Annotated in this window: 15 protein-coding genes; 8 read left to right on the top strand and 7 right to left on the bottom strand. The window is 72.6% G+C overall.

Annotated features, from left to right (window positions below; all coding sequences use genetic code 11):
• Window positions 1-18 precede the first annotated feature (18 nt).
• Entirely contained in the window at window positions 19-684 is a 666-nt protein-coding gene (locus CA984_RS32310) for a response regulator (RefSeq protein ID WP_086577256.1), read from the bottom strand.
• Window positions 681-1,922: a sensor histidine kinase gene (locus CA984_RS32305; RefSeq protein WP_207621124.1), complete on the bottom strand. Its 1,242-nt coding sequence runs from the start codon at window positions 1,920-1,922 to the stop codon at window positions 681-683. The genes CA984_RS32310 and CA984_RS32305 overlap by 4 nt, the downstream gene beginning before the upstream one ends.
• 200 nt (window positions 1,923-2,122) lie before the next feature.
• Between CA984_RS32305 and CA984_RS32300 the strand changes: the two genes are divergently transcribed.
• Window positions 2,123-5,209, top strand: coding sequence for an efflux RND transporter permease subunit (locus CA984_RS32300; protein ID WP_086577255.1), 3,087 nt, complete (start codon window positions 2,123-2,125; stop codon window positions 5,207-5,209).
• On the opposite strand, the gene CA984_RS32295 is transcribed toward CA984_RS32300, so the two are convergent.
• Window positions 5,197-5,784: a CGNR zinc finger domain-containing protein gene (locus CA984_RS32295; RefSeq protein WP_086577254.1), complete on the bottom strand. Its 588-nt coding sequence runs from the start codon at window positions 5,782-5,784 to the stop codon at window positions 5,197-5,199. The genes CA984_RS32300 and CA984_RS32295 overlap by 13 nt on opposite strands.
• A 17-nt stretch (window positions 5,785-5,801) precedes the next feature.
• Here CA984_RS32295 and CA984_RS32290 point away from each other — a divergent pair, with 17 nt between their 5' ends.
• Window positions 5,802-7,058, top strand: coding sequence for an MFS transporter (locus tag CA984_RS32290; RefSeq protein ID WP_086577253.1), 1,257 nt, complete (start codon window positions 5,802-5,804; stop codon window positions 7,056-7,058).
• Here the strand turns inward: CA984_RS32290 and CA984_RS32285 are convergent.
• Window positions 6,978-7,571: a TetR/AcrR family transcriptional regulator gene (locus CA984_RS32285; protein ID WP_086577252.1), complete on the bottom strand. Its 594-nt coding sequence runs from the start codon at window positions 7,569-7,571 to the stop codon at window positions 6,978-6,980. The two genes, CA984_RS32290 and CA984_RS32285, sit on opposite strands and share 81 nt — an antisense overlap.
• Before the next feature lie 66 nt (window positions 7,572-7,637).
• Here CA984_RS32285 and ureA point away from each other — a divergent pair, with 66 nt between their 5' ends.
• The 4 genes from ureA (at window position 7,638) to CA984_RS32265 (ending at window position 13,283) form a co-directional block, all read left to right on the top strand.
• Complete coding sequence (ureA, locus tag CA984_RS32280) at window positions 7,638-8,390, top strand: urease subunit gamma (RefSeq protein WP_086577251.1); 753 nt, start codon at window positions 7,638-7,640, stop codon at window positions 8,388-8,390.
• On the top strand, window positions 8,387-10,036 hold the full coding sequence (locus tag CA984_RS32275; protein ID WP_086577250.1) for an urease subunit alpha: 1,650 nt from the start codon (window positions 8,387-8,389) through the stop codon (window positions 10,034-10,036). The genes ureA and CA984_RS32275 overlap by 4 nt, the downstream gene beginning before the upstream one ends.
• A 120-nt stretch (window positions 10,037-10,156) precedes the next feature.
• The gene (locus tag CA984_RS32270) at window positions 10,157-11,143 is read left to right on the top strand and encodes an agmatine deiminase family protein (protein ID WP_086577257.1); all 987 of its coding nucleotides are present in this window, start codon (window positions 10,157-10,159) and stop codon (window positions 11,141-11,143) included.
• 301 nt (window positions 11,144-11,444) lie between these two features.
• On the top strand, window positions 11,445-13,283 hold the full coding sequence (locus tag CA984_RS32265; protein ID WP_086577249.1) for a tetratricopeptide repeat protein: 1,839 nt from the start codon (window positions 11,445-11,447) through the stop codon (window positions 13,281-13,283).
• On the opposite strand, the gene CA984_RS32260 is transcribed toward CA984_RS32265, so the two are convergent.
• Both CA984_RS32260 and CA984_RS32255 read right to left on the bottom strand, forming a co-directional pair.
• On the bottom strand, window positions 13,280-14,098 hold the full coding sequence (locus CA984_RS32260) for a class I SAM-dependent DNA methyltransferase (RefSeq protein WP_086577248.1): 819 nt from the start codon (window positions 14,096-14,098) through the stop codon (window positions 13,280-13,282). The genes CA984_RS32265 and CA984_RS32260 overlap by 4 nt on opposite strands.
• A gap of 88 nt (window positions 14,099-14,186) precedes the next feature.
• The gene (locus CA984_RS32255; RefSeq protein WP_086577247.1) at window positions 14,187-15,212 is read right to left on the bottom strand and encodes a phosphotransferase enzyme family protein; all 1,026 of its coding nucleotides are present in this window, start codon (window positions 15,210-15,212) and stop codon (window positions 14,187-14,189) included.
• A 117-nt stretch (window positions 15,213-15,329) separates the two neighbouring features.
• Between CA984_RS32255 and CA984_RS32250 the strand changes: the two genes are divergently transcribed.
• Together CA984_RS32250 and CA984_RS46555 are read left to right on the top strand one after the other, a co-directional pair.
• Window positions 15,330-15,731, top strand: a complete 402-nt coding sequence (locus tag CA984_RS32250) for a GlcG/HbpS family heme-binding protein (RefSeq protein ID WP_086577246.1) — start codon at window positions 15,330-15,332, stop codon at window positions 15,729-15,731.
• A 201-nt stretch (window positions 15,732-15,932) separates the two neighbouring features.
• Window positions 15,933-16,076 (top strand): hypothetical protein, encoded by a 144-nt coding sequence (locus CA984_RS46555; protein ID WP_165781490.1) that lies wholly within the window; start codon window positions 15,933-15,935, stop codon window positions 16,074-16,076.
• Here the strand turns inward: CA984_RS46555 and CA984_RS32245 are convergent.
• Window positions 16,073-17,246: CaiB/BaiF CoA transferase family protein (locus CA984_RS32245; protein ID WP_479725541.1), on the bottom strand; the 1,174-nt coding region annotated here is incomplete at its 5' end. The genes CA984_RS46555 and CA984_RS32245 overlap by 4 nt on opposite strands.

The following is a 17,246-nucleotide window of genomic DNA, read 5'->3' as shown; positions in this document are numbered from 1 at the left end:
CCGCCTTCCCCCACCGCCTTACCTTGGCCGTCTCGCCGCCCCGGTGAGCCCGGCCTCGGAGGCGAGGAGCCCCGCCTGGGTGCGGTTGGAGAAGCCCAACTTGACCAGCATGCGCGAGACGTAACTCTTGATCGTGGCCTCGGACAGGTAGAGCCTGCGGGCGATCTCGGCGTTGGACAGGCCCTCGCCGAGGCAGGTGAGCACCTCCACCTCCCGGTCGGTGAGATCCGCGATCCGGGCCAGGGCCCGCTCCCTGGCCGCGCCGTGTCCGGCCGAGGCGGTGAGCAGCCGCCGGGTCGCCGCCGGGGACAGCACCGTGTGCCCGTCGGCGGCCACCCGAACCAGCCCGATCAGGTCTTCCGGCGGGGTGTCCTTGAGCAGGAACCCGGCGGCACCCAGGCTCATGGCCCGCAGCACGTAGCCGTCACGGTCGAAGGTGGTCAGCACCACCACCTTCGGCGGCGCGGGGAAACGGACGATGTGCTCGATCGCGGCCAGTCCGTCGACCCCGGGCATGTGCAGGTCCATCAGGACCACGTGCGGCCGGTGCCGCACGACGGCCTCCACGGCCTCGGCCCCGTCGTAGGCCTCGGCGACCACCACCAGATCCTCGGCCACCGACAGGATGGTCCGTAGCTGGGCGCAGACCATGCGCTCGTCATCGACGATCAGCACCCGGATCACGGGGGCACCCGGATCAGGTCGGCGGACTCCGCGGCGGGGCGCGGCACGGCGGCGCCGGGCCCGTGCCCGGCCGTCCTCGGCGCCGATCCGCCCTCGGCACCGTGCCCGGCCGTACGGCCCGCCGATCCCGCGCCGGGGGCGACCGGCAGCGCGGCCCGCACCTCGAAGCCCCCCTCCTCCGACGGCCCCGCCCTCAGCGAGCCGTGGACAAGCTCGACGCGCTGGCGCAGGCCGCTCAGACCGGTGCCGCCCTCCCCGAGCATGATCTCGGTGCCCCCGTCCGCCTCGGTGTTGCGCACCAGGATGTGGAACAGATCGCCCGCATAGCTCACCCGGACGGTCACCCGCGCCCCGGGCGCGTGCTTGTGCACGTTGGTCAGCGCCTCCTGGACGACCCGGTAAGCGGTGCGGTCCACCACGGGCGGCGTGGGGAGCGGCTCGCCCTCGGTGACGAGGCCGACCTCGATCCCCGCCGCCCTGGACTCCGCGACCAGGCCGGTCAGGTCGAGCACGACGGGCTCGGCGGTGCGCGCGGAACCGAAGGTCTCCTCCGAGCGGAGCACGCCGACCAGGTCGCGCAGCTCCTCCAAAGCCTGGCAGCCGACCTGGCGCAGCTCCTCGGCCGCCTCGCGGACCACCTCGTCGCGGGCGATGGTCCGCAGCGCGCCGGCGCGCAGGACCATGAGGCTGACCCGGTGGGTGACGACGTCGTGCATCTCGCCGGCGAGCCGGGCCCTCTCCTCCGACCTGGCCCTCTCGGCCATCAGCTCCTGCTCGCGCTCTGCGCGCTCGGCCCGGTCGGCCAGGGCCTGAAACAGCCGCCGCCGGGAGGCCCGCCACATGCCGAGCAGCGCGGGGGCGATCCCCATGAGGGAGTTGGTCGCGGTGTTCAGCAGGATCTCGAGCACCGGCTCGGAGGCGTTCCAGGGCCGGCTCAGCGTCATCGACAGAACGATGACGCTGAGCCAGTCACGGGGACGACCCCTGCCGTAGACCGCGATCGCGTAGGTGGCGAACGGCCCCGCCAGCGGAGCGGCGAAGGCGCACAGCACGACACACAGCATCACGACGGCGAGCGGCGCCCGCCGCCTGGCGGTCAGGGCCAGCCCACCGATGAGCTGCGCGACGGCCGCGGCCCACACGCTCCACGACAGCGGCGACTGATGGGCGACCGCGTTGGTGACCGTCAACGACGCGCCCAGCGCGCCGACGGCGATCGCCAGGGTCGCATCGCCCACGACCACACGGGATGACTTCCAACTCACCCGGTCACGCTATCCAGCGCCCCGCACCTGTTGCCACCGCACGGCGGGCACACGCAACCAAAGAGTACGACCGTGCAACTTTCGTTGATTAGGCCCGCAACCTTGGCCGCTACCGCGGGCCACCCCGAAACCAGAACTCTGAACGGGACGACCATTTCCAAGGGGGACCCCTGTTGAACGTTCTTACCCGGATAAGCCTCGCCAACAGGGCGCTGGTGGCACTTCTGGCGATCGCGGTGCTGATATTTGGAGCGATCGCCGCCATGTCGCTGAAACAGGAGCTGCTCCCGTCGTTCTCCGTGCCCACGGTGAGCGTGACCGCGATCTATCCCGGGGCCGCGCCGCAGATCGTCGAGCGCAACGTCACCGAGAAGATCGAGGAGGCCGTCGAGGGAGGCGCCGGCCAGAAGAGGATCACCTCGTTCTCCCGCGAGGGCTTGGCGGGAGTATCCGTCGAATACGACCACGGCACCGATCTCGACGGGGCGATCCAGGATCTGCAGCAGCGGATCGGCCAGATACAGCCGGAGCTCCCGTCCCAGGTGACCCCGCGGGTCGCACCGGGGATGTCGACCGAGTTCCCGGTCCTGAGCCTGGCGGCCACCGGCGACGACGAGCGCCGGCTGGCCCGGCTGCTGAAGGAACGCGTCCCCGGCGAGCTGGGCGGCATCGACGGCGTGAGCCGGGTGCTGGTCAGCGGCGAGCGGGCCGAGACCGTGGAGATCCGCCTCGACCAGGACAGGCTCCGCAAGCGGGGCCTGACCGCCGACGCGGTCGCCGCCATGCTGGGCTCCAGCGGGTCGGTCGTGCCCGTCGGCACCGTCACCGCCGGCGGCGAGTCGCTCGCCCTGCAGGTCGGCGAGAGCTTCGACTCCCTCGCGGACGTGCGCGGCATCCACCTGGCGCCGAAAGTCACGCTGGACGACGTCGCCGACGTGCGCCTCGTCGAGGAGCGTCCGGAGACGCTGACCCGCACCGACGGCAGGCCCAGCCTGAGCGTCTCGGTCATGGCCAAGCCGACGGGCAACACGGTGGCGATCGCCAAGGAGGTGAAGCGGAGGCTGCCGGAGCTCACCCGGTCCCTGGGCGGCGCGGCCACCCTGACCGTCGCGTTCGACCAGTCGGAGTTCATCGAGAAGTCCATCGGCGACCTGACCACCGAGGGCCTGCTGGGACTGGGCTTCGCCGCTCTGATCATTCTTGTCTTCCTCTTCTCCTTCCGGTCCACCGTCGTGACGGTGATCTCGATCCCTCTCTCGCTGGTGGTCGCGCTCATCGGCCTGTGGGTCAACGGCTTCACGCTCAACATGCTGACGCTCGGCGCGCTGACCATCGCCGTCGGCCGGGTCGTGGACGACTCCATCGTGGTCATCGAGAACATCAAACGCCATCTGGACCACGGCGAGGCCAAGCTCCACGCGGTCCAGGCGGGCACCCGCGAGGTTGCCGGGGCGGTCACCGCCTCCACGCTGACCACGGTCGCCGTCTTCCTGCCCATCGCATTCACGGGCGGGATCATTGGAAGCCTGTTCTCGGCGTTCGCGCTGACCGTCACCATCGCCCTGCTGGCCTCGCTGCTGGTGTCGCTGACGGTCATCCCCGTGCTCGCCTACTGGTTCCTCAAGACGCCCAAGGCCGGGGTGGCCCGCGAAGTCGTGGAGGCCAGGGAGCGCAGCGGCGTGCTCCAGCGCGCCTACGTCCCGATCATCGGGTTCGCCGTACGGCGGCGCTGGGTGACGCTCCTGGCCGCCCTCGGGATCCTCGTGGCCACCGGGGGCATGGCGGGCCGGCTCACGACCGACTTCCTGGGCAACTCCGGACAGAACACCTTCCAGGTGCGGCAGGAGCCGGCCGCCGGAACGAGCCTGGCGGCGGCAGACCAGGCGGCCCGCGCGGTGGAGCGGACGGTCAAGGACGTGCCGGGCCTGAAGTCCTACCAGGTCACCATCGGGCCGGACAACAGTGAGGAGGGCGGAGCGCGCAACGTGGCGACGTTCTCCGTCACCGCCGAGGAGGGGGCGGACGTGGCGGCCCTCCGGGAGACCGTCCGGACCCGGGTCACCGAGCTGGCCGCGTCCGACCCGAAGGTCGGCAAGGTGACCGTCCAGGGCGACCAGGGCGGCCTGACCGCCAACGACCTCGCGGTCACCGTGTCGGCGGGCGACGACGTCTCCTTGGCGCGCGCGGCGGAGCTGGTCGGCGGGGCCATGCGGCAGACCCCCGGCACCTCGGAGGTCAGGTCCGGTCTGGCGGGGACGGCACGGCAGATCGTGGTGCGAGTCGACGGCGAGGCGGCCGTCGCACGCGGGCTCACCGAGGCCCAGGTCACGCAGATGGTGGCCCGGGCGACCCAGGGGCAGCGGGTCTCCAAGGTCACCCTGGACGGCGCCGAGCGGGAGATGTCCCTCCGGGTCGGCGACCCCGCGGACGACCTGACCGCGCTGCGGAACCTGAGGATCCCCACGCCGCTCGGCCGTACCGTCAGGCTCGACGACGTGGCCACCGTCGAGACCGTGACGGCGCCCACCCGGCTGACGCGGATCGACGGGGAGCGCGCGACCACGGTGAGCGCGAAGTTCTCCGGCCGGGACCTCGGCGCCGCGAGCTCCGCGCTCACCAGGCACCTGGGAGAGCTGAAGCTGCCCGCCGGTGCCTCGGCCGAGATCGGCGGGGTCAGCGAGCAGCAGACCAGCTCGTTCAACAGCCTGTTCGTGGCCCTCGGCGCGGCGATCCTGATCGTCTACCTGATCATGGTGGCCACGTTCCGAAGCCTGGCGCACCCGCTCATGCTGCTGGTGTCGATCCCGTTCGCGGCGACCGGCGCCCTCGGCCTGCTGGTGGTCACCGGCACCCCGCTCGGCCTGCCCAGCCTGATCGGCATGCTGATGCTGGTCGGCATCGTGGTCACCAACGCGATCGTGCTGCTCGACCTGGTCCGCCAGTATCGCGACGGCGGCATGAGCGCCCGTGAGGCGGTCGTCGAGGGCGGCAGGCACCGGGTCCGCCCGGTCGTCATGACCGCGCTGGCGACCATCTGCGCCCTGACGCCGATGGCCACCGGCCTGACCGGGGAGGGCGGTTTCCTGTCCAAGCCCCTGGCCGTGGTCGTCATCGGGGGTCTGACCAGCTCCACGCTGCTGACCCTGATCCTGCTGCCGACCCTCTACACGATCGTCGAGGACGTCAAGGACCGGTTCCGGGGCTCCCGACGCCCGGCTCCCGCTCCGCTTCCCGAGCGGGAGCCGGCTCACGCGGGCTGATCTCCGGCGGGCCGGGGACCGGGTGCGGCGCCTGTGCGCCGCGCCCGGTGCCCGGCCACCCGTGCCCGGGTCGCGCACCGGGGGGAGCAGAAACGCTGTGGGCTGCCGCCGGGGGAGCCGACGAACGGGTGGGCGCAGCCGGCGGCGGCGCAGATGCCCCCGGGGACCCGCTGGTGATCGGCGAGCAGCACGGCCAGCGCCATGGCCGAGGAGGCCAGGAACCACTCCGCCCAGGGCGCGTCGTCATGGCTGTCCACATGCAGGTGCCAGGTGCTCCAGCCGTCGTGGGTGGTCAGCCGGGGCGGCCGGGCCGCCTCCGCCAGCAGCCGGTTGAGCAGCGTGGCCGCCTCGTCGACGTCCGCCGCCGCGAACACCTCGCGTAGCCGGCCCGCCGCCACCCGCATGGCCGCGACGTCCTCCGCGGTGAGTCCGAGATCGCCGGACGGGGCGGGGCCCCGCTCGCCGTACGCGTGGAGCACCTCGCTCACGCTCTCGACGGCCGGATCGGCCAGCAGGACGGCGGTCAGGTCGGCCGCGCGGTCGGCCATGGCTCTCGTGGAGTGCTGCACCCCCATACTGTAACGTCTCCTCAATGATGAGGCGTTACAGATTCGGTGGTTATCTGGCGGGTGCCGTCTCGGCCCGCACCGGCGACGAGATGTCCGGCCCGGCGCTGCTGCTGCTCGGGCTCTCCCTCACCGGGTCGCCGGCCACCGGAGCGGCGCTGCTCGCGGGGTTGACGGTCTCCTCGGCCCTGGGGGGTCCGATCTTCGGCGTACTGCTGGACCGCAGCCGCCGACCAGGACGCCTGCTGGCGGCCGCGCTGGCCGCGTACGCCTGCGGGCTCCTGCTGATCCTGCTCACCCTGGGGCACGTGCCCGTCGCGCCGCTCGTCGGCGTGGCCATGCTCGCCGGCCTGCTGGGCCCGGCACTGGCGGGCGGCTGGACGGCGCAGCTGCCGCTGGTCGTCGGGGAGGCGGGCATAGGGCGGGGCAGCATGCTGGACGGGCTGACGTACAACCTGGCGGGCCTGACCGGGCCCGCCCTGACCGGGGTGCTGGCCACGGCGGCCGGGGCTCCGGTCCCGGTCGCCGTCTCGATCGCGCTGGTGCTGCTGGCGTTCCCGGCGGCCTGGTCGCTCCCCGCCAGGCCCGCCCGGCCCGAACGGCCCACCGGAGACGGCGGCGGGTCCCTGTGGCGGGAGGTGGCCGCCGGGTTCTCCTCGATCGCGCGGATCGCCGGCCTGCGCCGGGCCACGGTCACCACGATGGTGTCCTTCGCCGGAGTGGGCATGCTGGTCGTCTGCTCACCCCTACTGGGTGCCGAGCTGACCGGGGAGGCGGGGCACGGCGCCGTGCTGCTGTCCGCGCTGGCCGTGAGCGCCCTGGCCGCGAACGCGCTCCTGGCCAGACGGCCGCCCGCCGCGCCCGACAGGATCATCCTGATCAGCACGCTGCTGCTCGCCGCGGGCTCCGCGCTCGCCGCGGTGGCGGGCTCCCCCGCGGTGGCCGTGGCGGCGGTGGTCGTCGCCGGCGCCGGAGAGGGCCCCCAGCTCACCGCGGTGCTGGCGGTACGGCACCGCGACGCGCCCGAACGGCTCCGGGGCCAGATCTTCACCACCGCGGCGAGCCTGAAGATCACCTCTTTCGCGGTCGGCTCCGCGATCGCCGGGCCGCTGGCCGCCCGGTCGCTGACCGGCGCGCTGTGCGCGGCGGCCGGGCTCCAGCTCCTGGCCGCCCTCGCCTACCTGCTGACCGGCGGCCGGCGGTCAGGGCAGGAGCTCCCGCCAGATCGCCCGCATGGCCTGCTCGTGGGCCCATCCGGGGCCCCGGCCGGGCAGTCCGAGTAGCACGTCGCTCGCGAGGCTGTCCATGATCCGGCACATCCGCGTGGCGTACTCCTGCACGTCGTCCACCGGCCGGAACAACCCCTCCCCCACTCCCCGGACGACGATGGCGGCCAGCTCGCACACCCAGGTGCCGGTGAATCCGGCGATCCTGAGGAGCGTCTCCTCGTCCTGCGGCGGGCGGGCGATGACCTGGGCCCACAGCCGCCAGCGGACGTCCCGCGGACCGCCGGGCAGGTAGAGCTCCACCAGGCGGCCGACCGCCTCGCGCGGATCGGCGACGGTCGCGAGTTCGGCCGTCCGGCGCTCGGCCAGCTCGTCCTCGCTGAGCAGCAGCGTCGAGACGAGGATCCGGTCACGCTTGCCGAAGTAGTACATGACGTGACCGCTGCTCATGCCCGCCCGTTCGGCGATGTCCCGCACCCGCAGCCGCTCGGGCCCCACCTCGTCGATCGCCAGCAGCGCCGCGCGCAGCACGTGCGCCCGCACGTCGGGGCGCTCCAGCTTCGCAGTCATGGGACCTACCGTACAGGTTTAGAATGCTGCTCTAAGTTTGAAGGCAGTTCTAAAAGGGAGAGGGCTGTGCGGCTGACACCTGCGGAACGCGACCGGCTGCTGCTGTTCACCGCGGCCGGGCTGGCGCGTGCCAGGAAGGCGAGAGGTCTGCGGCTGAACGTGCCGGAGGCCACCGCGCTGATCGCGGACACGGTCTGCGAGGCCGCGCGCGACGGGGCGTGGCTGGCCGAGGCGGTCGAGGCCGGCCGCGGGGTCCTCGGCCCGGACGACGTGCTGCCCGGCGTGGCCGACGTCGTCACCGAGGTCATGGTCGAGGCGGTCTTCGACGACGGCACCCGGCTGGCCGTGGTGACCGAGCCGTTCGGCGGCGGCTCGCTCGGCACCGAGGCCCCCGGCGCGGTGACCGCGGCGCCCCCGCCCTCCGGGGAGAGGGACCCCGTCGAGGAGAACGCCGTGGAGGTCGAGGTGCTCAACACGGCGACCGTCCCGATCAGCGTCACCTCGCACTTCCATTTCTTCGAGGCCAACCCCCGGCTCCGGTTCGACCGGGCCGCCGGCTACGGACGCCGGCTGGCCGTTCCCGCGGGGTCCACCGTCCGCTTCGATCCGGGCGAGAGCCGTACCGCCAGGCTGGTCCCGATCGGCGGCGCGCGGGTGGCGATCGGGTTCGCCGGGCTGGTGGACGGGCCGCTGGACGCGCCGGGCGCGTTCGAGCGGGCCATGGAGAAGGCGCGGGCCTGCGGATATCTGGGCAGCGAGCCGGCGGGGCCCGCCACCGGCAGCGAGTCGGCGGGGCCCGCCACGGGCGGCGACCGATGAGCGTGTACGGCCCGCGCGAGGGAGATCGGGTCAGGCTCGGCGACTCCGGCCTGGTGGTCGAGGTCGAGCACGACTCGCAGAAGGCCGGGGAGGAGTTCCTGGCCGGGTTCGGCAAGACCGCCCGGGACGGCCTGCACCTGAAGGCCGCCTCGATCAGGGACACCTGCGACCTGGTGATCAGCAACGTGCTGATCCTCGACCCGATCCTGGGCGTGCGGACCGCGTCGATCGGCGTCCGCGAGGGGCGCGTTCACGCCGTCGGCCGGGCCGGCAACCCCGACACCCTGGACGGGGTGGACGTGGTGGTCGGCACCGGGACCACGATCGTGTCCGGCGAGGGGCTCATCGCGACGGCGGGGGCGATCGACACCCACGTTCACCTGCTCAGCCCGCGCATCATGGAGGCCTCCCTGGCCTCCGGCGTCACCACGATCATCGGCCAGGAGTTCGGGCCGGTCTGGGGCGTGGGGGTGAACTCGCCGTGGGCGCTGCGGCACGCGTTCAACGCCTTCGACGCCTGGCCGGTGAACATCGGCTTCCTGGCGCGCGGCTCGTCCTCGCACGAGGCTCCGCTGGTCGAGGCGCTGGTCGAGGGCGGTGCGAGCGGCTTCAAGGTGCACGAGGACATGGGGGCCCACACCCGCGCGCTGGACACCGCGCTGCGGGTCGCCGAGGAACACGACGTGCAGGTGGCCCTGCACACCGACGGCCTCAACGAGTGCCTGTCGGTGGAGGACACCCTCGCCGTGCTCGGAGGCCGGACGATCCACGCCTTCCACATCGAGGGCTGCGGCGGCGGTCACGTACCGAACGTGCTCAAGCTGGCCGGGGTGGCCAACGTCATCGGCTCCTCCACCAATCCGACGCTGCCCTTCGGCCGGGACGCCGTCGCCGAGCACCACGGGATGATCGTCTCGGTGCACGGGCTCCGGCCCGAGCTGCCGGGGGACGCCGCGCTGGCCAGGGACCGGATCCGGGCCGGCACCATGGGCGCCGAGGACGTGCTGCACGACCTCGGAGTCATCGGCATCACCTCCTCCGACGCGCAGGGCATGGGCCGGGCGGGCGAGACGGTCCGCCGGACGTTCGCCATGGCCGGGAAGATGAAGGTGGAGCTGGGCGCGCCGGAGCGCAACGACAACGAGCGGGTGCTGCGCTACCTGGCCAAACTGACGGTCAACCCGGCCATCGCGCACGGCCTGGCCCACGAGGTCGGCTCGCTGGAGCCGGGCAAGCTGGCCGACATCGTGCTGTGGCGGCCCGACCACTTCGGCGCCAAGCCGCAGCTCGTGCTGAAGGCGGGCTTCCCCGCCTACGGCGTGACCGGAGACCCGAACGCCTCCACCGACACCTGCGAGCCGCTGGTGCTGGGCCCGCAGTTCGGCGCGTACGGCGCGACCGCCGCGGACCTGTCGGTGGCCTTCGTCAGCGGGGCGGCCGCGGACGCGGCCGACGACCACATGACGACCCGCCGCCGCCGGGTCGGAGTGCGCGGCACCCGCGGCATCGGCCCCGGCGACCTGGTCCTCAACTCCCGGCTCGGGTCCGTCGAGGTCGACCCCCTCGGTCGGGTCACCCTCGACGGCGCCCCGGTCCGGTCCGCCCCCGCCGACTCGGTCTCGCTCAGCCGCCTGTACTTCCTGTGACGTCCCGCCCGCCCCGCGCGGACGCTCCCGTCTCCGTCCTCGTCCTCTCCGTCCTCTCCGTCCTCTCCGTCCTCTCCGTCCTCTCCGTCCTCTCCGACAAGGAGTCCCACCGTGTTCCGCATGCCGCCGGAATGGCATCCGCACACCCGCACCTGGATGTCCTGGCCGGTCGCCGGGTACGCGCTGAGCGACCCCGAGGCCTCCTACCGCGCCTGGTCGAGCGTGGCCAACACCATCGTCCGCTACGAGCCGGTCACCATGGTGGTCGACCCGAGCGAGCGTGAGTCGGCCGCCCGGTGGCTCGCCCCCGAGGTCGAGGTGATGGAGCAGCCGCTGGACGACTGCTGGATGCGCGACAACGGCCCGACCTTCCTGCTGGACGGCAGGGGCGGCCTGGCGGGGGTGGACTGGACCTTCAACGGGTGGGGCTGGCACGCCCACGCCAAGGACGACCTGGTCGCCGCGGCCGTCCTGGAGCGGGCGGGAGCCGTCAGGTTCCGTTCGGAGATGGTCAACGAGGGCGGCGGCATCCATGTGGACGGCGAGGGGACGGTCATCGTCACCGAGACCGTCCAACTCGGTGACAGGCGCAACCCCGGCTGGAGCAGGGAGCGGGTGGAGGCCGAGCTYGGCGCCCGGATCGGCGTGGAGAAGGTGATCTGGCTGCCGCGCGGTCTCACCGCCGACTACGGCAGGTACGGCACCAGCGGCCATGTGGACCTGCTCGCCTCCTTCGCCCGTCCCGGGCTGGTGCTCTGCCACGTCCAGCCCGACCCGGACCATCCGGACCACGAGGTCACCCGGGAGAACCTGGCGATCCTGCGCGCCTCGACCGACGCCAGGGGCCGCCGGCTGGAGGTCGTCGAACTGGTCGCCCCGGAGACCCGCGAAGCGGACGGGGAGCTGGTCGACTACTCCTACGTCAACCACTACCTGGCCAACGGCCTGGCCCTGCTCTGCTCCTTCGACGATCCGCGCGACGCCGCAGCGGCCGACGTCTTCGCCAAGCTCTTCCCGGGACGGGCCGTCGAGCTGGTGGACGCCCGCGCCGTATTCGCCCTCGGCGGGGGGATCCACTGCATCACCCAGCAGCAGCCGCGCCCCTGACCGGCCCGGAAACTGGTATGGATTTTGACGTTTTGTCTAGTGACTTGTCCGGATTCGGCCACCCTGAGAAATAGATCTTGTCAATATGGGTGATTAATGCGAATACTTGCGATTTGTTCTTATTACCAAGAGAGGCATCGCAATGAAGCGCGTTATCGTTCACAAGCCTGGTACCGTCACGCTCCGCGGGACGGCCAGCCCCAAGCACGTCGGCTGACACCGAAATCACGGAACCGGCGCCCAGCGATGGGCGCCGGCCCCCCAGAACCACATAAACCTCAGAACCACATAAAGGAGACTGGTGAGTCGGGGACCGCTCCCACCAGAAAACCCGCCCCTCCCCCCTCTGCTCCTGCCCCCGGTGGACGCGGACCGGCGCCTGCGGGGGCCGTACACCGCCGGCGGCGCGATCGCCTCGGCCCTGGCGTCCGTCGCCCGGCCGGAGCTGGTCGCCCGCTATGACATAGAGCTGCGGGCCATGTCGCCCGACCTGGACGGACTGGTCCCCGCCCGACGGCGGTCGATGGCCGATCACCTGCCCAGGGCGGAACGGATCCTGGTCCACGCGCCCCGCCGCACGCTCCGCCTGTCCAACGGGCTCGCCGAGTTCGTCCGCGAGCACCTGGCCGAGACCGGGCCGCGGACGCTCGTCGTGGAGAACGTCCACCAGGCCGACCCCACCGACCGCGAACTGCTGGCGGTGCTGCGGCGGCGGATCTCCCCCGACCTGCTGACCGTCGTGATCGGCGAGCAGGCCGTACCGGAGGAGCCCCTCAGCCCGGAGGAGCACGACGTCCGGGCCGACGAGCTGGAACGGGAGGGGACGATCGGCGCGCGGCTCGGCGCGATCCCCTACCACCGCGAGCACGGCACCGATCCGCACCGCGCGGTGGAGGCCTTCCGGTCCGCGGTCGAACGGTGCCTGGACGCGGGCTGTCACGACGCGGTGGTGGATCTGGGGCTGCGCGCGCTGCCGCTGACCGACCCGGCCACCGAGCCGGAGACCTGGTGGCGGCTGCTGCACAGCACCGCCACCGCGCTGGGCTCGCTGAACCGCGAGGACGAGGCCGAGGCCCTGTTCGACCTGGCCAGACGGACAAGCGTCTCCCCCGTCACGCACGCGGCGGCCGCCTACTCCACCGGGATGCTCAAGGTCCGCCACCACGACCCGGCCCGGCGCGACCTGGACGCCGCGCTGGCCTGGGTGAACCAGGCGATCGCCATCTCCACACTGCTGCCCGACCCGCGCGAGCGCGCCTTCAAGCTGGGGTTCGACCTCAACGGCCGGGCCCTGGTGGAGGTACGGCTCGGCAACCCCGCCAAGGCCCTGGAGCTGGTCCAGGAGGCGGTGGAGCTGGCCGAGCACGGCCTGGGGCCGGGCGAGCACCCGATCCACCGGCTGGTGCTGCTGGCCAACCGGGCGCAGCTCGCCGTCATGCTGGGCCGCCCCGAGGACGCACTGGAGGATCTGGACGCGGTGATCGCGGCCGACCCCGGCTACCCCGACTACTACATCGACCGGGGCAACCTGCTGCACCGGCTGGGCAGGCGGGAGGCGGCGATCGCCGACTACGAGACGGCGATGCGGGTCGGCCCGCCCTTCCCCGAGCCGTACTACAACCGGGCCGAGATCCGCTTCTCCACCGGCGACCACCGGGGCGCGCTCGCCGACCTGGACCACGCCCTGGAGCTGGACCCGGAGTTCGTGGACGGGCTCGCCAACCGGGCCGGGCTGCTGGCCGCGCTCGGCGAGTACGGCAGGGCCCGGGCCGACGCGGAGAGCGGGCTCGCGCTGGATCCGGTCAACCCATATCTGCTGTGCGCGCTGGGCCAGGTCGAGATGGCCGAGGGCCGCCACAAGGAGGCGCGGGCCGCGTTCGACCAGGCGCTGGAGCGCTCCCCCTCACTCGCCGCGGCCTGGGCCAGCCGGGGGATGCTGGCGTTCGAGACCGGCGACCCGGAGGGCGCGGTCGCCGACTTCACCCGTGCCCTGGAACCCGGCGCGGACCCCGCGCTGCTGTTCAACCGGGCGATGGCACTGCGCGCCGCCGGGCGGGAGGAGGAGGCGGTGGCCGATCTCACCCGCGCGCTGGAGCTGGCGCCGGACGACGACGACATCCGGCGGGAGCTGGCGGGCTAGAGGACGTCCTGACGTGCCGCGCCGGGTGCGGCACGCGGGGCGGACCCCCCGGGCTCGGGGAGCGTGATGCGGATCTTGGACTGCTTGGAGGGCAGCCGCTCCCAGTCGTCCATGAAGGTCGCGTGCAGGCCGTGCCGGCCGGCCAGAGCGGTCAGGGTCGCCGTGCGGTAGTAGAAGTCCTCGCGCAGCACCTGGTGCTCCTGGCCCTCGGTGCGGTCGAAGGTGAAGTCGAACCAGCCGTCCGGCTTCATGATCCGGCCGACGTGCCGGAAGCACTCCTCGATCACGTGCAGCGGGGAGTGGGAGAAGACGCTGTGGGCGTGGACCACGTCGAACGTCTCGTCGGGCAGGGCGGCGAAACGCAGGTCCCCGACCGGCATGAGGTGGGGGAGCTTGTCGCGCAGGCCGTGATCGGAGACGGTGTCCTGGGCGGCGATCAGGATGTCGGGAGAGATGTCGACGCCGTAGTAGTTGCCCGTGTCCAGGTAGTCGATGAACAGGCGTCCGGCCCGCAGGTTGCCGCAGCCGATCTCCAGCAGGCGGTGCTCCGGCTTCAGGCCGTGCCGTACCAGGTAGTCGAACTGCAGGCGGCCCATGGCGAGCCAGCGTGCGTGCGACCTGCTGCCCACGGCCGCCTCCGAACCGCGGGCGACGTCGGACCTCATGACGGCCCGGTAGTAGTCGACGTGGTCGCGGGTGCGCAGGCGCAGCCAGGCGTTCCTGGTCAGCCTCCGCAGATGGGGCGAGATCCTGCCGGGATGGCGGATGGCGTATCCGAGCTGGTGGACGATACTGGCGCGGTTGTTGGCGTGCATGCCTCTCCCGAGGTCAGGGCGCCGTTCCCGGCGGTCCCTCCGGAGATGAGATGATATCCAAGAGTGATCGGACCGGCACTCATCGTGATCATCCCGGGAGTGGCGTCCCCCGCCGTCCCCCCGCACCCGACAGGAACCGCTCGGCCAGCTCGCAGGTGCCCTCGGTGTAGCCGGCGCCGAGCTCGGCGGCGATGTCCACGCCGGTGTGCGTGCCGATCCAGGCGACCAGCAGCAGGCGGCGGAACATGATGAAGGTCCAGATCTCGGCCTCGTCCCCGGCCGGCAGGTCGAGAACGGTCCGGTAGCCCCGCACCCAGGAGTCGATCATCTCGGGGACCCGCGGATGGTGCTCGATGAAGCTGAGCGCTGCAGCCAGGTCGTAGAGGTACCAGCCGAAGCCGCAGTCGTCGAAGTCGATGACGCTGGGCGTCCCGTCGCCCACCACCAGCAGGTTGGCCAGGCGCAGGTCGGCGTGGATCAGGCCGTAGCGGCCGGCGTCCCGGCCGAACCGGTTCAGCCGCTCGCGCAGCTCCCCGTCGAGCCGGTCCAGCACGGCCCGCGCCTCCGGCCCCATCCCCGCACCGTCCTGCCAGCGGCCCCACCGCGACTCGGCACCGAGGGCGGCGTCGTAGTCCCAGTGGAAGCGGGTGAACCCCGCCGGACGCGGCCAGCTCCGCGCGTGCCGGTGCATCCGCGCGGTGATCGCGCCGAGCCGTTCGAAGTCGGGAACCAGCCGCTCCCGCGGCGGCTCGGCCCCGGGCAGGAACTCGAACATCACGCAGTCACGGGGCTGCGCGCCCGGGACGGTCACCACCCGGGAGCCGTCCGGCGCCGGGAGCACGCGCGGCGTCCTGACCCCGGCCTCCTCCCGGAGCGCCTCCAGCCAGGCGAGCTCGGACAGGATCGCCGGGGTGGCGTGGTAGCCGAGGCGGTGCACCCGCAGGATGGACCGCGCCCCGGTGGCCGGGTCGTCCACCCGGTAGGTGGCGTTCTCCGAGACGTTGACCAGCGTGACCTCGGCGTCCGGCAGGCCGTGGATCCGCACCGCCTCGCGGGCGGCGTCGTGCACGCGGGCCAGCACGCCGCCTCCGGCGGACAGGTCGTGGGCCTGCATGGATTCTCCCTTCATGTACGCAGATCATCGGATCCCGTATGAGATCTTGCACCGCCCGGCGGCGACGGATACAAACCGAATTGTCCACTGCTAACCCTTAGAGGGTTAAGGAGCCTAGTGAACCTCGAACTCGCGCTGCGCATGTGTGAGGCCTCGGTGAAGCAGGCCGGGCGGGAAGGGGCCCTCGTCTCGGTGGCGGTGGTCGACGCGGGCGGCCATCTGGTCGCCTTCCAGCGGATGGACGGCTCGGAGATCGCCGGCCCGGCCCTGGCCCCCGGCAAGGCCTACACCGCGGTGGCCCACCGGATGTCCACCGCCGACCTCGCGCCGCTGGTCGTGCCGGGCGGAGAGCTGTACGGCCTCGCCGGAGACCGGTACGTGTGCTTCGGCGGCGGCATCCCGCTCTGGGACTCCGGTGAGGGCCGGCGGGTGGCAGGCGCGGTCGGCGTCAGCGGCGGCACCGTCGCCCAGGACGTGGCCTGCGCCGAGGCCGCCGCCGCGCTCTGGGACGGAGGGTAGGCGAACGTGCTGCGAGGCTCTGGGACGGAGGGGAGGCGAACGGGGGCAGGGAGGACGCGGGCGGCCCGGACGGAGCCGGCAGGCCCGGCGCCCGCGACGGATCCACCACCGGGTGGCGTGTTACTCCCGGTGCCGCTGGGGCAGAGGCGGCCTTGCCCCAGGCGGTGATCGCCTGACCGGTCTCACTCCGTGGAGGATCTCGTGAACGTTCTCGTGCTGCTCGCCCTGGTCTGCTTCCTGGCCGCCACGATCTGGGCCGCCATCGGCCGGTCCTGGCCGGTGGCGCTGCTCTCGGCCGGCGCGTTCCTGATCACGCTGTCCGGCACGTCGCTGATCGACGGTTAGACGACTCCCTTGTCCCGCAGCGCGGCGAGGTCCTCGGAGGTCAGGCCGAGTGCGCCGAGGACCTCGCCGGTGTCGGCGCCGTGCGGGCGGCCGGTCCAGCGGATCTCGCCGGGGGTGCCGGTGAGGCGGAACATGACGTTCTGCATCCGCAGCGGGCCGAGCTCGGGGTCCTCGACGGTGGTGATCGCGTCCAGGGCCGCCAGCTGCGGGTCGGCCATGATGTCGCGCACGTCGTAGACGGGGGCGACCGCCGCCTGGGCCTGCTCGAAGGCGGCCATGACCTCCTCGCGGGTGTGCTCGGCCACCCAGGCCGCGACGGCGCCGTCCAGCTCGTCGGCGTGGGCGACCCGGCCCGACCCGCTGGCGAACCACGGCTCGCCGATCACCTCGGGGCGGCCGACCAGGATCATCACCCGCTCGGCGATGCTCTGCGCCGAGGTGGAGACCGCGACCCAGGAGCCGTCCTTGCAGCGGTAGGTGTTGCGGGGGGCGTTGTTGACCGAGCGGTTGCCGGTGCGCGGCGGGACGACGCCGAGCTGGTCGTAGATGGTGGGCTGGGCGCCGAGCACGGTCAGGATCGGCTCGATGATCGACAGGTCGACCACCTGTCCCTTGCCCGAGCGCAGCGCGGTCATCACCGCGAAGGCCGTGGCGAGGGCGCAGATCCCGTCGGCCAGGCCGAACGGCGGCAGCGTCGGCGGGCCGTCCGGCTCCCCGGTCATCGCCGCGAACCCGCTCATCGCCTCGGCGAGCGTGCCGAAGCCGGGCCGCTTCGCGTAGGGGCCGAACTGCCCGAACCCGGTCACCCTGGCCAGCACCAGGTCGGGATTGGCCTCGCTGAGGCGCTCGTAGGAGAGGTTCCAGCGCTCCAGCGTCCCCGGCCGGAAGTTCTCGATCACCACGTCGGCCTCGCGCACCAGCTCCACCAGCAGGTCCTGGCCCTCGGTGGTGGAGAGGTTGAGCGTGATCGCGCGCTTGTTGCGGCCGAGCATCTTCCACCACAGCCCCTCCGGGCCGTGGCCGCGCGAGGGATCGGGCTTGGCCGGGTGCTCGACCTTGATCACCTCGGCTCCGTAGTCGCCGAGCAGCATCGCCGCCATCGGTCCGGCGAACAGGGTCGCCAGGTCCAGCACGCGGACACCTTCCAGGGCCTTCACATGTCCTCCAGGC

This window comes from Streptosporangium minutum, assembly GCF_002149035.1.
Taxonomy (GTDB): Bacteria; Actinomycetota; Actinomycetes; order Streptosporangiales; family Streptosporangiaceae; genus Streptosporangium; species Streptosporangium minutum.
Note: the sequence above shows the minus strand (reverse complement) of the source record. Positions and strands in the feature narration are given on the sequence as shown.

Bases quoted from the DNA above. Each gene is read 5' to 3' on its own strand.
- CA984_RS32290 (WP_086577253.1), top strand. From the start codon at position 5,802: ATGATGAGGCGTTACAGATTCGGTGGTTATCTGGCGGGTGCCGTCTCG.
- CA984_RS32260 (WP_086577248.1), bottom strand. From the start codon at position 14,098: ATGCACGCCAACAACCGCGCCAGTATCGTCCACCAGCTCGGATACGCC.
- CA984_RS32285 (WP_086577252.1), bottom strand. From the start codon at position 7,571: ATGACTGCGAAGCTGGAGCGCCCCGACGTGCGGGCGCACGTGCTGCGC.
- CA984_RS32275 (WP_086577250.1), top strand. From the start codon at position 8,387: ATGAGCGTGTACGGCCCGCGCGAGGGAGATCGGGTCAGGCTCGGCGAC.
- CA984_RS32295 (WP_086577254.1), bottom strand. From the start codon at position 5,784: ATGGGGGTGCAGCACTCCACGAGAGCCATGGCCGACCGCGCGGCCGAC.
- CA984_RS32255 (WP_086577247.1), bottom strand. From the start codon at position 15,212: ATGCAGGCCCACGACCTGTCCGCCGGAGGCGGCGTGCTGGCCCGCGTG.